We start from the raw sequence: 13,508 nt of genomic DNA, 5'->3' as shown, positions 1-13,508 counted from the left end.
AAGGGGGGTCTGGCGCATCGCTCCGCTGCGGCGTCCTGCCTCCGAGTCGCGAACGCAGCACATCCCTGTGCTGCTTGCGCCAGACCCCCTGGGCACGACGGCCTCGGGAGCTTCGGGGGCGTGGCTTCGATCTGGGAGCAACAGCAACGGCAAAGGCACCCCTCCCCGGCCCTCCCCTTCGCCTTCGAAAGGGAGGGGGAAAATCCGCGACGGCGCTGCTTTCTGTAGGAGCGGGCATGACCGCGACACGGGCGTCGGAATCAGGAGGGCGTCGCCTGGGCCGATGGCGTCGGGTCGCGGTCATGCCCGCTCCTACAAAAGCCTACGCTGCTCATCGTCTGTGAACGGAGCCACGACCTGGAAGCTCCCGGAGACGTGGCGGGCCGGGGGTATTGCGGCAGTGGCCATGGATGGCCACGTCGGCTCAAAACAGCAGCCGTCCGAACGGCAGCTGTCGAGATCAACCCGCCGCGGCCGCCGCGCGCGGCTGTCGCACCGGCAGCACGATGCGGAAGCGCGAGCCGTCGCCCAGGCGGCTGTCCACGTCGATCCGGCCGTGGTGCTTGGCGACGATGCCGTAGGAGATCGACAGCCCCAGCCCGGTGCCCTTGCCCACCGGCTTGGTGGTGAAGAACGGATCGAAGATCCGCTGCTGGAATTCCGGCGGGATGCCGGGGCCGCTGTCGGCGATCTCGACCCAGACGTGATCGCCCTCGTGCCCGGTCGAGACCCGGATCGTGCCGCGCTCGCCGATCGACTGGCCGGCGTTGATCAGGATGTTCATGAACACCTGGTTCAACTCCGACGGCAGGCACTCCACCGGTGGCAGCGTGCCGTAGTGCTTCTCCAGGGTGGTGTTGTACTTGAGCTCGTTCCAGATGATGTTGAGGGTGGATTCCAGGCCGGCGTGGATGTCGACCAGCTTCCACGACTCGTCGCGCTCGCTGCGCGAGAAGTCCTTCAGGTCGCGAACGATCCGGGTCACCCGCTCGATGCCCTCGCGCGACTCGGTCATCAGCTGCGGCAGGTCGCGGCTGATGAAGTCGATGTCCAGGCGCTCGCGGGTCTGGTCGATCTCCGGGATCGACGCGCGCGGGTCGGACGAGCGCAGCGCGCGCTCGTAGGCCTCGATCAGCGCGAACAGGCTGTGCAGGTATTCCTGCAGGCTGCCCAGGTTCGAGTGCACGTAGCCGATCGGGTTGTTGATCTCGTGGGCCACGCCGGCGGCCAGCTGGCCGATCGAGGCCAGCTTCTCCGACTGCAGCAGCTTCTCCTGGGCCGCGGTCAGGCGCACGTTCAGTTCGGCGTGCTGGCGCAGCAGGTCCTGCTCGTAGACGCGGATCTGCCGCAGGTCCTGCATCACGACCAGGAAATGGCCGTGCTCGGCTTCGTCGAAGTAGACGTGGACCATGAGGATGGCGTCCTGCCCGAACGACAGGTGGCCGCTCCAGCGCCCGCCCGAGCGTGCGCCGCTCAGCGCGTCCCGCGGCAGCAACTGCTCCAGGGTCAGCCCGCTGGCCAGCTCGCGCGGGTAGCAGGCCTTGCACAGCTTGTGCGCGGAAGGATTGGCGTACAGCAGCCGGCTGCCGGCGTCGTACAGCAGCACGCCCTCGAGCATGCGGTCGCTCAGGCCCTGGAGGGTGTGGATCGAAGGCACGCGGCCTTCGTCGGGGAGTTCGGTCACGGCGCTGCCAGGCAAGTTTCGCAGCGTCCGATTCTAATGGCGTGTCCGGCGGCGCGCGCGGTCGGCGTGGCGGCGACGGTCACACCACCGCGAGTTCGCGGCGTGCCTGCAGCTGCTGGGCCTGTCCTTGCGCGTCGTAGGCCGGCGCGCTCTCGGCGCGGCCGAGATGGCGCAGGGCCCAGTTGACCTCGCGCCGGCGGCGGGCCAGCAGCGCGCCGTTGCTGCGGTTGGCCTCGGCCAGTTCGGCCAGGCGCTCGCCGAGGCCATCGGGCAGGTCGGCCTCCAGATGGCGCAGCGCCTGCAGCTTGTCTTGGGTCGAGCGCACCAGCAGTTCGATGTCGTGGTCCAGCAGCGCGCGGCGTTCGTCGGCCAGCGCGGCGGCCAGCCGGTCGAGCGCGTCGTCGCTGGCGACCGCCGGCTGCATCGGTCAGCCGCCCAGCTGCTCGTCCAGGTCCAGCATGCGCTCGGCGATCTTCGCCGGGTCGATGCGGTAGCTGCCCGACTCCAGCGCCTGCTTGACCTCGGCCACGCGGGCCTGGTCCACCGCCGGGGCGGCGGCCAGCTCGCGCTGCAGCGCCTGCAGGCTGGCGGCCTCGCCGGTCAGGCGCAGGCTGTCGACGGGCCGGCTGGCCTCGACCGGGCTGGAGCGATCGCCGCCGGCGACGGCGACACGGCCGCCGACGGGACCGGTGCTGTGCACCGCGGGAGGCGGGGTGCCTTCGATCTTGTGGCTCATGGCGGTGATCCTTGCATTACGGGCTACGCCGGGGGTATCGGCAGGGGTCTGGGGGAACTTTAGGGGCAAGTCGGGAAATTTTTCACGGCGGCGGTCAGCGGGTCACCCAGACCTCGCCGTCGGGACCGACGCGTCCCTGCAGCACGCGGCGGGACGACAGGTTCTCCACCGAGACCCGCTCGTCCTCGCCGGCGTCGCCCAGGGCGCGGCCGGCGACCCGGACCTCGACCCCGCCACGACGCGAGACCAGCGCCACCTGGTCGCCACGGCGCACCAGCCGCGGCGCGGCCAGGTCGCCGGCGGTGAGCACGCTGCCGGCAGCCAGCGTACGCCGCGCCACCCGGCCGATGGCCTGGGCCGGATCGGCCACCGCCGCGCCGGCGATCCGCGACGCGTCGCGGGTCTCGGCGACCAGCGCGTCGGCACCGATGGCCTCGCCTGCGGCCACGCCGCGGGCCAGCACCAGCACCGTCTGGCTGCGCCGGGTCTTCACCGGCACGAACAGCCGCCAGCCGTCCGGGCAGGCCACCTCGACCGTGCCGGCCGACGCCTGCCGCGCCTGCAGCGCCTGGCCGCAGGCCGGCATGCGCAACGCCGGGTCCAGGCTGGCCTCGGCCTGCCCGCCCGGCACCGCACCCAGCGCGGCGGCGCGGATCGACTCCACCGGCTGGAAGCCGCCGGCGGCCAGCGCCACCGTCATCGGCAGTCCCAGCAGGAACATGAGGGTGCAGCGCAGCAGGGTCATGGCGGCCTCGGCACGGAATGGCGCGCAGGACCATGCAAGCGCCATGCCGCGGCGCCCGCTCAAGCCGCCGCCGCGGCCGCCGATACCGGGCTCATGTCGCACAACCTGCTCAACCGCATCGACCAGCGCACCCGGCTGGCCGGCCACAACCGCCTGGCGCTGCTGCTGTTCCGGCTCGGCGGCCGCCAGCTGTTCGGGGTCAACGTGTTCAAGGTGCAGGAGGTGCTGCGCCGCCCGTCGCTGTTCCAGCTGCCCGGGCTGCCGGCGCAGTTCGCCGGGGTGGCCGACGTGCGCGGCCGCTCGGTGCCGGTGCTGGACCTGGGGCTGGCCATCGGCCATCCCGAGCGGCATCCGGACGAGGACGGCGGCACCCAGTACCTGGTGGTGACCGAGTTCAACCGCTCGGTGCAGGGCTTCCTGGTCAGCGACGTGGAGCGGATCGTCAACATCGCGGTGGAGGACATCCACCCGCCGCCGGACCTGGGCGCGCAGAGCAGCTACCTGACCGCGGTGACCCGCTTCCAGGACGCGCTGATCCAGGTGATCGACGTGGAGAGCGTGCTGGCCGACATCACCCAGGCGCGGATGGACGCGACCCTGGCCCCGGAGATGGCCCTGCCGGCCGGGGCGCCGCCGCTGCAGGTGCTGGTGGTGGACGACTCGCGGGTGGCCCGGCAGCAGATCCGCAGCGTGCTGGACCAGTTGGGGGTCGGGGTCACCCTGCTCTCCGACGGCCGCCAGGCGCTGGACCACCTGCTGCAGGTGCATGCCGGCGGCGAGAACCCGGCCGAGCGCTACGCCATGGTCATCTCCGACATCGAGATGCCGGCCATGGACGGCTACACCCTGACGACGGAAATCCGGCGCCACCCCGGGCTGGCCGGGCTGTATGTGCTGCTGCACACCTCGCTGTCGGGCGTGTTCAACAACGCCATGGTCGAGCGGGTCGGGGCCAATGCCTTCGTCGCCAAGTACAGCCCGCACGAGCTGGCCGAGCATGTATTGGCGCGGCTGAGCCAGGTGGCGCGAGCGGCTTGAAGGGGCATTGCGTGGGGGCTCGGGGGAAGGCTTTCATACCTTAGAAAACAGGTCAGATACTCATATCAAGTGTCTGTTATTAAACAAGATATTACAGATTATTGATTCTTCACCCAGTCGAGGGGGACCGGACGGCAAAGGCAACCGCAACCGCAAGAGCGCCGGGGGTGGTCGGCTTCGGGCTGAGCCGCGGCAGTGCGGGTGTGTTGCGGTCGTCTCGACGGCACATCCCTGTGCCGACTCGCCGACGCGGCCATCCATGGCCGCTGCCGCAACACACCCGCACTGCCACGTCTTCGGGAACGTCGGGGTCGTGGCTCCGTTCCGGCGTCCTCCAAGCAACAGCCGTCATTTTGCTGCCGCGCCGTTCTGTAGGAGCCGGGCTTGCCCGCGACGCGACGCCATTGGCACAGGCGACGCCCTCTGATCCCGACGCCCGTGTCGCCGACTGAAGTCAGCTCCTACAGAGAGCGGCTGCGCCGTGGCTGTTGTAGGAGCCGGGTTCAGCCGGCGACCCGACGCCGTCGGCCCAGGCGACGCCCCCACGATTCCGACGCCCGGGTCGCCAGCAAGCTGGGCTCCTACAGGAAGCCTGGAACCGTCAGATCGCGATGTCCTTTCGCCAGGTCATGGAAGCCACGACCGCCACGCCGCCCGAGGACGTCGTCCTGCCGGGGTATGGCGCAAGTGGCACAGGGAGGTGCCACGGCCCCGAGTTGAGGGCAGGATGCCCGACCGAGGGGTAAGCCATACCCCGGCAGGACGGCGACCCCGGCCGACGCCAGCGCTTTTGCTCCAAGGGGCCATAGCGACGGCGGCCCACCGAATCCGCCTGTGCTTCGCGACGCCTGCTGCAGCCCCAGGATCCGGACGGCCTTCCCCGCAGTTTTTGAAGCTGCGCCCCACCTTCAGGAGCATGCAGCCCGGCCTGCATGCAAGCCTGCGGCACGGCGCCTGATCTCGAGCCGGAGGCCTCGCAGCCAGAACACCGTCGCCCCCGACCGCATGCTTTGGCACGGCGCTTGCCTGTGTGACGGCAACGGTCCGTCCGGAGGCAGCATGTCCAACCCGATCACGTCCTACATGGGGGTCCACGCCGACGCCCTGCCCCTGCGCGAGCAGCGGATGAAGCTGATCGCCAGCAACCTGGCCAACGCCGACACGCCCGGCTACCAGGCCCAGGACATCGACTTCAACGCCGCCTTGGGCGCGGCACGGCTGCAGCGCGAAGGCGCCGCCGCGGCCCATGGCCTGGCCACGACGAGCGAGCGCCACCTGTCCGACGCGATCGCCCCCGGCCACCTGCCGTTCCAGTTCGCCCGCCCGGCCAGCCAGCCCAGCCTCGACGGCAACACCGTCGCCCCCGACGCCGAGCGCGCCGCCTACGGCCGCGCCGCGCTGGAGTACCGCGCCTCGCTGAGCTTCCTCGAATCCAAGGTGCGCACCCTGCTCACCGCCATTACCGGTCAATAGGCCGGACAGCCAGGAGCGCCGCCATGAGCAACCTGCCGATCTTCGACGTCGCCGGCTCCGCGCTGCAGGCGCAGTCGGTGCGCCTGAGCACGATCGCCTCCAACCTGGCCAACGCCGATTCGGTGGCCGGTTCGGCCGAGGCGGTCTACAAGCCGCTCGAGCCGGTGTTCCAGGCCCAGGCCAGCGGCAAGGACCCGGCCCTGACCGGCGTGCGCGTGCGCGAGATCGCGCAGAGCGAGGCGCCGCCGGTGCGCCGCTACGAGCCCGGCCATCCGCTGGCCGACAGCGACGGCTACGTGTTCTCGCCCGACGTCGATCCGGTGGCGCAGATGGTCAACCTGATCTCCGCCTCGCGCAGCTACCAGGCCGGCGTGGAAGTCATCAACACGGCCAAGGAACTGGCCCTGGCCACCCTGTCCATGGGCCGCTGAGGAACCCGAGCATGAGCAGTATCGCCTCCGACATCTATTCCAGCCTGGGCCTGACCGGCGCGGCCCAGGGCGCGCAGGACAAGAAGAACGACGCCCTCGGCCAGGCCGACTTCCTGCGCCTGATGACCAAGCAGCTGCAGCACCAGGATCCGCTCAAGCCGATGGAGAACAGCGCCTTCCTCGGCCAGCTGGCGCAGTTCTCCACGGTGCAGGGCATCCAGGAACTCAACAACCAGGTGCAGGGCTTCTCCGCCGCGCTGGGCAACGACCAGGTGCTGCGCGGCGCGGCGCTGGTCGGCCACCAGGTACTGGTGCCGTCGGCGAAGCTGGCGCTTGGCGCGGAGGGCGGCGCCAGCGGCGCGGTCGCCGCCCCGCTCGCAGGCAGCGTGACCTTCACCATAACCGACGCCAACGGCCAGAAGGTGCACGAGTTCTCCGTCCCCGCCGCCAAGGCCGGCGAAGTGGCCTTCCACTGGGACGGCACCGACGCGCTCGGCGAACGCCTGCCCGCCGGCAGCTACGGCATCAGCGCCGACCACGTCGCCGGCGACGGCACCGCGACCCGGCTCGACACCTACGTCAAGGGCACGGTCGACAGCGTCACCGTCGGTTCCGGCGGCCTCTACCTCGACCTGCCCGGGCTGGGCACCGTCCCGCTCGATTACGTGCTCCGCGTCAGCTGAGCCATCCACCCGCACACGACCCGCAAGACTCACGTCAGGAGTCCGCCATGAGCTTCAACACCTCGCTGTCCGGCATCAACGCGGCCAACGCCGACCTCAACGTCACCGCCAACAACATCGCCAACGTCAACACCACCGGCTTCAAGGAATCGCGCGCCGAGTTCGCCGACCTGTTCTCGTACACGACCTACGGCCTGTCCCGCAACGCCATCGGCGCCGGCGTCAAGGTCAGCAACGTCGCCCAGCAGTTCTCGCAGGGCAACATCGACCCGACCGGCCGCAGCCTGGACTTCGCCGTCGATGGCGAGGGCTTCTTCACCGTCAACAAGAACGGCGCCACGCTCTACACCCGCGCCGGCAACTTCCAGACCGACAACCAGGGCTACGTGGTGACGCCCGACGGCGCCCGCCTGCAGGTGTTCGCACCCAGCGCCAACGGCAGCGGCTTCGACGTGGGCCGGCTGTCGGACCTGCAGCTGCTGACCACCGACAGCCCGCCGCAGCAGACCGGCCTGATCAACCTGATGGTCACCCTGCCCGGCAACGCCTCGGCGCCGATCGTGGCCCCGTTCGACCCGGCCGACCCCAACAGCTACAACGCCTCCAGCGGCGGCGTGACGGTCTACGACTCGCTGGGCGTCAGCCACGTGCAGACCTCCTACTTCGTCAAGACCGCCAACCCGAACGAGTGGCAGGTCCACAACTACGTCGACGGCACCGCGGTCGGCGCGCCGACCACCCTGCAGTTCTCCGCCAACGGCGCCCTGCAGGCGCCGATGCCCGGCCGGATCACCCTGGATCCCTACACCCCGGCCACCGGCGCGGGCGTGCTGGACATGACCCTGGACCTGACCGGCAGCACCCAGTACGGCAACAGCTTCGCCCTGCGCGACGTGCGCCAGGACGGCTACGCCGCCGGCCGCCTCAACGAGATCAACGTCTCCGAGGACGGCGTGGTGTTCGCCCGCTACAGCAACGGCGACGACGTGGCCCTGGGCCAGATCGCACTGACCAACTTCGTCAACCCGCAGGGCCTGCAGCCGCAGGGCAACAACCAGTGGGGCGCGACCTACGCCTCGGGCACGCCGCGCACCGGCGCGCCGGGCAGTTCCGACTTCGGCCAGGTCCAGTCCGGCGCGCTGGAATCCTCGACCGTCGACCTGACCGAGCAGCTGGTGAACATGATCGTGGCCCAGCGCAATTTCCAGGCCAACGCGCAGATGATCTCCACCCAGGACCAGGCCACGCAGACGGTGATCAACATCCGCTGACGCCGATAGCCCGCACGTAGTCCGCACGGAGACAGCACATGGACAAGGCCCTCTACGTCGCGATGACCGGCGCCCGCGCCACCCTGCAGGCGCAGGGCACGGTCTCGCACAACCTGGCCAACGCCGACACCGCCGGCTTCAAGGCGGCACTGGCCAACACCGAGGCTTTCCAGGTGCGCGGCCAGGGCCACGCCTCGCGCACGGCGGCCATGCACATCGACCAGGGTTTCGACGCCCGCGCCGGCGCGCAGCGGATCACCGGCAACCCGCTGGACGTATCGCTGCAGGCCGACCGCTGGCTGGCGGTGCAGGCGCCGGACGGCGGCGAGGCCTACACCCGCGCCGGAAACCTGTCGCTGACCCCCAACGGCCAGCTGGTCACCGCCGGCGGGCGTCCGCTGCTGGACCAGGAAGGCAACCCGATCGCGCTGCCGCCGCACCAGGCGCTGGAGATCGGCCAGGACGGCACGATCTCGATCGTGCCGCTGGGCGAAGGCGCCGACACGATGGCGATCATCGGCCGGCTGAAGGTGGTGGAGGCCGCCCCGGACCGGCTCGCCCGCGGGCTGGACGGGCTGATGCGCAACACCGATCCGCAGCAGCCGCTGGCCCAGGCGCCCGGCGCGGTGATGGCCACCGGCGCGCTGGAACAGAGCAACGTCGACGCGGCCGGGGCACTGGTGCAGATGATCCAGCTGCAGCGCCAGTTCGAGATGCAGGTCAAGGTGATCCAGCGCGGCGACGACAACGCGCAGGCGGCGAATTCGTTGCTGCGGTTGAACGGCTGAGGCTTCTGACTAGCTGGCCGGTTCACTGAAAGCCGTCGGCGTCGGAGAGGTTTCGGCTTGAAGGCAAGAGCGTCGGCTCCGGACGGGGCCGTCGTGCCCAAGGGGTCTGGCGCATCGCTCCGCTGCGGCGTCCTGCCTCCGAGTCGCGACCGCAGCACATCCATGTGCTGCTTGCGCCAGACCCCTTGGGCACGACGGCCTCGGGTGGCTTGTAGGTCGTGGCTTCGATCGGACGAGCAACGGCAAAAGCAGCCCTCCCCGACCCTCCCCTTCGCCTGCGGCGAAAGGGAGGGGGCAAAGCCACGACGGCGCCGCTTTCTGTTGGAGCGGGCATGACCGCGACACGGGCGTCGGAATCACGAGGGTGTGGCCTGGGCCGACGGCGTCGGGTCGCGGTCATGCCCGCTCCTACAAAAGCCGTGCGCTGGTCGTCGCTTGTGAACGGAGCCACGACCTGGAAGCTCCCGAAGACGTGGCGGGCCGGGAGTATTGCGGCAGCGGCCATGGATGGCCGCGTCGGCGAGTCGGCACATGGATGTGCCGTCGAGACGACCGCAATACTCCCGGCTCGCCGCGGCTCAGCCCGAAGCCGACCACGCCCGGCGCTTTTGACCACGCGGTTGCGATTGCGGTTGCCGTTGCTGTCGCGGCTGTCGCAAAAGCGCACAAACCGAGTCGCCGGAAACCGGCATCCCAGCCTCCGCCGGCCAGCCGGCACCGTTCTGGCACGCCGCATGCATCTGCCCAGGCGTCAATCCGCCTCGCGAGGTACCGCGTCATGAATCAGGCACTCTGGGTCGCCAAGACCGGACTGGATGCGCAGCAGACGCGCATGTCGGTGGTCGCCAACAACCTGGCCAATACCAACACCACCGGCTTCAAGCGCGACCGCGCCAACTTCGAGGACCTGCTGTACCAGCAGGTGCGCCAGCCCGGCGGCTCGACCTCGGCGCAGACCCAGCTGCCGTCCGGCCTGCAGCTGGGCACCGGCGTGCGCGTGGTCTCCACCGCCAAGGACTTCCAGCAGGGCAACCAGCAGCAGACCGGCCGCTCGCTGGACGTGATGATCAACGGCCGCGGCTTCTTCGAGGTGATGATGCCCGACGGCAGTTCCGCCTATACCCGCGACGGCAGCTTCCAGGTCAACGCCCAGGGCGAACTGGTCACCAGCAGCGGCTACCCGGTGCAGCCCGGCATCCAGATCCCCGAGGGCGCGCAGTCGCTGACCGTCGGCAACGACGGCACCGTCACCGTGCAGATGGCCGGCGAGGCGCAGGCGCTGGAAGTGGGCTCGCTGAGCGTCACCGACTTCGTCAACCCGGCCGGCCTGCAGGCCCGCGGCGAGAACCTCTACGTCGAGACCACCGCCTCCGGCCCCGCCCAGAACGGCACGCCCGGCCTCAACGGCCTGGGCCTGCTGGTCCAGGGCGCGCTGGAAGGCAGCAACGTCAACGTGGTCGAGGAGCTGGTCAGCATGATCGAGACCCAGCGTGCCTACGAGATGAACGCCAAGGCCATCTCCACCACCGACTCGATGCTCGGTTACCTGAACAACAACGTCTGACGCGCGCGTCTGACGCGCCGCAGGAGGCTTCGCCATGAACCGTTCCGCGCTCTCCCTCGCCGCCCTGCCCGCCATGCTGCTGCTCGGCGGCTGCGTGGCCGCCGGCGACGTGCGCCCCTACCCGGCCATGGCCCCGATCGTGCCGGTGGTCGCCGCCAGCGCGCCGGCCACGCCCGGCGCCATCTACCAGGCCGGCCCCGGGCTGTCGCTGTACTCGGACCGCATCGCGCGCGACGTCGGCGACCTGTTGACGATCAACCTGGTCGAATCGACCACCGCCCAGACCAGCGCCAGCACCCAGGTCGCCAAGAGCAGCGAGATCGACGTGGGCGCGCCGCAGATCTTCGGCGCGCCGGTCACCTACAACGGCCGCGACATCCTCTCGGCCTCGGCCAGCGCCGAGCGCGAGTTCGACGGCCAGGGCAAGAGCAGCCAGAGCAATCGCCTGCAGGGCAGCGTCACCGTCACCGTGGTCCAGCGCCTGCCCAATGGCAACCTGGTCGTGCAGGGGCAGAAGAACCTGCGGCTGAACCAGGGCGACGAGCTGGTCCAGATCCAGGGCATCGTCCGCCCGGCCGACATCTCCCCGGGCAACAGCGTGCCGTCGAGCAAGGTCGGCGAGGCGCGGATCGTCTACGGCGGCCGCGGCGCCATCGCCCAGTCCAACGCGATGGGCTGGCTGGGCCGGTTCTTCAACACCCGGCTGTATCCGTACTGAGGTCACTATGCGAATCCTTCGCAAGAGCCCGCACATCGACAGGCGAGTCCCTCGCAAGAGCCCGCACATCCATGTGCGGGGATTCAACGGGCTGATCCGCGCCATGTTGTGCACGCTGGCGCTGCTGGGCGTGTTCCTGGCGCCAGCCCATGCCGAGCGGATCAAGGACCTGGCCCAGGTCGGCGGCGTGCGTGGCAACGCGCTGGTCGGCTACGGCCTGGTCGTGGGCCTGGACAACAGCGGCGACCGCACCAGCCAGGCGCCGTTCACCGTGCAGAGCCTGAAGAACATGCTCGGCGAGCTCGGCGTGAACGTGCCGCCGAACGTCAACCCGCAGCTGAAGAACGTGGCCGCGGTGGCGATCCACGCCGAGTTGCCGCCGTTCGCCAAGCCGGGCCAGACCATCGACATCACCGTGTCCTCGATCGGCAACGCGGTGTCGCTGCGCGGCGGCTCGCTGCTGATGGCCCCGCTCAAGGGCGCCGACGGCCAGGTCTACGCCATCGCCCAGGGCAACCTGGTGGTCGGCGGCTTCGGCGCGCAGGGCCGGGACGGCTCGCGGGTGGCGGTGAACGTGCCCAGCGTCGGCCGCATCCCCAACGGCGCCACGGTCGAGCGCGCGGTGCCCAGCGCGCTGGACGGCGGCGGCGAGATCACCCTGAACCTGCACCGCAACGACTTCACCACGGTGTCGCGCATGGTCGATGCGCTGAACGGCGCGTTCGGGTCCGGCGTCGCACGCGCGGTCGACGGCGTCACCGTCTCGGTCGCCGCGCCCAGCGATCCGGGCGCGCGCATCGGCTTCCTGGCCCGGGTCGAGAACCTGGAGCTGACTCCGGGCAGCGCCCCGGCCAAGGTCATCGTCAACGCGCGTACCGGCACCGTGGTGATCGGCTCGCAGGTGCGGGTGATGCCGGCGGCGGTGGCGCATGGCGCGCTCACCGTGACCATCAACGAATCGGTCGAGGTCAGCCAGCCCGGCGCGTTCGCCGGCGGCGGCACCGTGGTCGCGCCCGCCTCCACCGTGGGCGCCTCGCAGGACGGCAGCCGCATGTTCAAGTTCGAGGGCGGCACCACCCTGGACGAGATCGTGCGCGCGGTGAACGAGGTCGGTGCCGCCCCCGGCGACCTGATCGCGATCCTGGAGGCATTGCGCCAGGCCGGCGCGCTGCGTGCGGAGCTGGAAGTGATCTGATGCGCATCGCCGGGCCACCGCTGGAACTGGCCGCCGCGCCCAAGGCCGATGCCGCGCGCATCGACCAGGTCGCGCGCCAGCTCGAGGGCCAGTTCGCGCAGATGCTGGTCAAGAGCATGCGCGACGCCAGCTTCGGCGACTCGCTGTTCCCCGGCGAGAACCAGACCTTCCGCGACCTCTACGACCAGCAGCTGGCCAAGGCCCTGACCGAGGGCAAGGGACTGGGCCTGGCGCCCATGATCGCGCGCCAGCTCGGCCGCCAGTCCGGCGTGGCGCAGGAGACCGCGCCCGCGCTGGACGCCCGCCTGCCCGGCGTCGGCGACGGCCGCCCCGGTCCGACCCGTGCCGCCGCCGCGGCGCTGGCCTACGCCCGCGAGGGCGCCGCCGCCACGCCCGCGTCGCCCGACTTCGACCGCGCGCTGGACCTGATCGCCGGCCGCGAGGGCGACGGCGCATCGACCACGTCCGCTTCGCCGCTGGACGCACTGGTGGCCCGGTTGATGGCCGCGCCCGCCGCCGCGGCCGGATCGGCTTCCCCGGCATCGGATTTCCACCCCGGAGCCGCTGATGCCGCTGCCGCGTCCGAAGCCGCCGCCGGCTTCGCCCCGCGCAGCCCGGAGCAGTTCGTGGCGAAGATCTGGCACCACGCCCAGGCCGCCGCGCGCGAACTGGGCGTGGATGCGCGCGCGCTGGTCGCCCAGGCCGCGCTGGAAACCGGCTGGGGGCGCAAGCAGATCCAGCGCAACGACGGCGGCAGCACGCACAACCTGTTCGGGATCAAGGCCACCGGCTGGAAGGGCGAGCGCGCCAGCGCCGGCACCCACGAGTACGTCAACGGCGTGCGGGTCAGCGAGAAGGCCGAGTTCCGCGCCTACGCCTCGCCGTCCGAGAGCTTCGCCGACTACGTGCGCATGCTCAAGAACAACCCGCGCTACCGCCAGGCACTGCAGTCCGGCGGCGACGTCAAGCGCTTCGCCCAGGCGCTGCAGAACGCCGGCTACGCCACCGACCCGTCCTACGCCGCCAAGATCGCCGCGATCGCGAACGGGCCGACCGTCGGCCGCGCGGTGCAGGCGATCGCCGGCATCGCCACCCGCACCGGCACCGGCGCGGTCGATACCGGCGGCAACGCCATGGCCAGTGCCGCCGGCGCCTTCGGCGCCACCCTGAGGAGGTAAGCCC

At 70.7% G+C, this 13,508-nt stretch carries 14 protein-coding genes; 10 read left to right on the top strand and 4 right to left on the bottom strand.

The window, feature by feature from the left end; all coding sequences use genetic code 11:
• Positions 1–460: 460 nt before the first annotated feature.
• From WQ53_RS15665 to flgA, 4 genes are all read right to left on the bottom strand, one after another.
• Positions 461–1,618 (bottom strand): ATP-binding protein, encoded by a 1,158-nt coding sequence (locus WQ53_RS15665; protein ID WP_082113151.1) that lies wholly within the window; start codon positions 1,616–1,618, stop codon positions 461–463.
• A 145-nt stretch (positions 1,619–1,763) separates the two neighbouring features.
• Positions 1,764–2,108, bottom strand: a complete 345-nt coding sequence (locus tag WQ53_RS15660) for a hypothetical protein (protein WP_052633630.1) — start codon at positions 2,106–2,108, stop codon at positions 1,764–1,766.
• A gap of 3 nt (positions 2,109–2,111) precedes the next feature.
• Positions 2,112–2,420, bottom strand: coding sequence for a flagellar biosynthesis anti-sigma factor FlgM (gene flgM, locus WQ53_RS15655; RefSeq protein ID WP_052633629.1), 309 nt, complete (start codon positions 2,418–2,420; stop codon positions 2,112–2,114).
• A 94-nt stretch (positions 2,421–2,514) separates the two neighbouring features.
• Positions 2,515–3,165, bottom strand: coding sequence for a flagellar basal body P-ring formation chaperone FlgA (gene flgA / locus WQ53_RS15650; protein ID WP_236685870.1), 651 nt, complete (start codon positions 3,163–3,165; stop codon positions 2,515–2,517).
• A gap of 93 nt (positions 3,166–3,258) precedes the next feature.
• On the opposite strand from flgA, the gene WQ53_RS15645 reads away from it, so the two are divergent.
• From WQ53_RS15645 to flgJ, 10 genes are all read left to right on the top strand, one after another.
• On the top strand, positions 3,259–4,203 hold the full coding sequence (locus WQ53_RS15645) for a chemotaxis protein (RefSeq protein WP_052633628.1): 945 nt from the start codon (positions 3,259–3,261) through the stop codon (positions 4,201–4,203).
• 1,059 nt (positions 4,204–5,262) lie between these two features.
• Positions 5,263–5,676 (top strand): flagellar basal body rod protein FlgB, encoded by a 414-nt coding sequence (gene flgB / locus WQ53_RS15640; RefSeq protein ID WP_052633627.1) that lies wholly within the window; start codon positions 5,263–5,265, stop codon positions 5,674–5,676.
• Between the two features lie 23 nt (positions 5,677–5,699).
• On the top strand, positions 5,700–6,107 hold the full coding sequence (gene flgC, locus WQ53_RS15635; protein WP_052633626.1) for a flagellar basal body rod protein FlgC: 408 nt from the start codon (positions 5,700–5,702) through the stop codon (positions 6,105–6,107).
• An 11-nt stretch (positions 6,108–6,118) separates the two neighbouring features.
• The gene (locus tag WQ53_RS15630; protein WP_052633625.1) at positions 6,119–6,790 is read left to right on the top strand and encodes a flagellar hook capping FlgD N-terminal domain-containing protein; all 672 of its coding nucleotides are present in this window, start codon (positions 6,119–6,121) and stop codon (positions 6,788–6,790) included.
• A gap of 47 nt (positions 6,791–6,837) precedes the next feature.
• A complete protein-coding gene (flgE, locus tag WQ53_RS15625) occupies positions 6,838–8,061 on the top strand; it encodes a flagellar hook protein FlgE (protein WP_052633624.1) in 1,224 nt (407 codons plus the stop codon).
• 38 nt (positions 8,062–8,099) lie between these two features.
• Complete coding sequence (locus WQ53_RS15620) at positions 8,100–8,849, top strand: flagellar basal body rod protein FlgF (RefSeq protein ID WP_052633623.1); 750 nt, start codon at positions 8,100–8,102, stop codon at positions 8,847–8,849.
• A gap of 778 nt (positions 8,850–9,627) precedes the next feature.
• The gene (gene flgG, locus WQ53_RS15615; RefSeq protein ID WP_052633622.1) at positions 9,628–10,413 is read left to right on the top strand and encodes a flagellar basal-body rod protein FlgG; all 786 of its coding nucleotides are present in this window, start codon (positions 9,628–9,630) and stop codon (positions 10,411–10,413) included.
• Positions 10,414–10,447: 34 nt separating this feature from the next.
• Positions 10,448–11,131, top strand: a complete 684-nt coding sequence (flgH, locus tag WQ53_RS15610) for a flagellar basal body L-ring protein FlgH (protein WP_052633621.1) — start codon at positions 10,448–10,450, stop codon at positions 11,129–11,131.
• Positions 11,132–11,234: 103 nt separating this feature from the next.
• Positions 11,235–12,326, top strand: coding sequence for a flagellar basal body P-ring protein FlgI (locus WQ53_RS15605; protein ID WP_052634124.1), 1,092 nt, complete (start codon positions 11,235–11,237; stop codon positions 12,324–12,326).
• Positions 12,326–13,504, top strand: coding sequence for a flagellar assembly peptidoglycan hydrolase FlgJ (flgJ, locus tag WQ53_RS15600; RefSeq protein WP_052633620.1), 1,179 nt, complete (start codon positions 12,326–12,328; stop codon positions 13,502–13,504). Before WQ53_RS15605 ends, flgJ begins: the two co-directional genes overlap by 1 nt.
• Positions 13,505–13,508 lie beyond the last annotated feature (4 nt).

The organism is Pseudoxanthomonas suwonensis, from assembly GCF_000972865.1.
GTDB classification, from domain to species: domain Bacteria; phylum Pseudomonadota; class Gammaproteobacteria; order Xanthomonadales; family Xanthomonadaceae; genus Pseudoxanthomonas; species Pseudoxanthomonas suwonensis_B.
Note: the sequence above shows the minus strand (reverse complement) of the source record. Positions and strands in the feature narration are given on the sequence as shown.

What these genes read in the sequence shown, in the direction of transcription:
- WQ53_RS15645 (WP_052633628.1), top strand. Translation starts at nt 3,259, where the DNA reads ATGTCGCACAACCTGCTCAACCGCATCGACCAGCGCACCCGGCTGGCC.
- WQ53_RS15660 (WP_052633630.1), bottom strand. Translation starts at nt 2,108, where the DNA reads ATGCAGCCGGCGGTCGCCAGCGACGACGCGCTCGACCGGCTGGCCGCC.
- flgE (WP_052633624.1), top strand. Translation starts at nt 6,838, where the DNA reads ATGAGCTTCAACACCTCGCTGTCCGGCATCAACGCGGCCAACGCCGAC.
- flgC (WP_052633626.1), top strand. Translation starts at nt 5,700, where the DNA reads ATGAGCAACCTGCCGATCTTCGACGTCGCCGGCTCCGCGCTGCAGGCG.
- flgA (WP_236685870.1), bottom strand. Translation starts at nt 3,165, where the DNA reads ATGACCCTGCTGCGCTGCACCCTCATGTTCCTGCTGGGACTGCCGATG.
- WQ53_RS15620 (WP_052633623.1), top strand. Translation starts at nt 8,100, where the DNA reads ATGGACAAGGCCCTCTACGTCGCGATGACCGGCGCCCGCGCCACCCTG.
- WQ53_RS15630 (WP_052633625.1), top strand. Translation starts at nt 6,119, where the DNA reads ATGAGCAGTATCGCCTCCGACATCTATTCCAGCCTGGGCCTGACCGGC.
- WQ53_RS15605 (WP_052634124.1), top strand. Translation starts at nt 11,235, where the DNA reads ATGTTGTGCACGCTGGCGCTGCTGGGCGTGTTCCTGGCGCCAGCCCAT.
- flgB (WP_052633627.1), top strand. Translation starts at nt 5,263, where the DNA reads ATGTCCAACCCGATCACGTCCTACATGGGGGTCCACGCCGACGCCCTG.
- flgJ (WP_052633620.1), top strand. Translation starts at nt 12,326, where the DNA reads ATGCGCATCGCCGGGCCACCGCTGGAACTGGCCGCCGCGCCCAAGGCC.
- WQ53_RS15665 (WP_082113151.1), bottom strand. Translation starts at nt 1,618, where the DNA reads ATGCTCGAGGGCGTGCTGCTGTACGACGCCGGCAGCCGGCTGCTGTAC.
- flgG (WP_052633622.1), top strand. Translation starts at nt 9,628, where the DNA reads ATGAATCAGGCACTCTGGGTCGCCAAGACCGGACTGGATGCGCAGCAG.
- flgM (WP_052633629.1), bottom strand. Translation starts at nt 2,420, where the DNA reads ATGAGCCACAAGATCGAAGGCACCCCGCCTCCCGCGGTGCACAGCACC.
- flgH (WP_052633621.1), top strand. Translation starts at nt 10,448, where the DNA reads ATGAACCGTTCCGCGCTCTCCCTCGCCGCCCTGCCCGCCATGCTGCTG.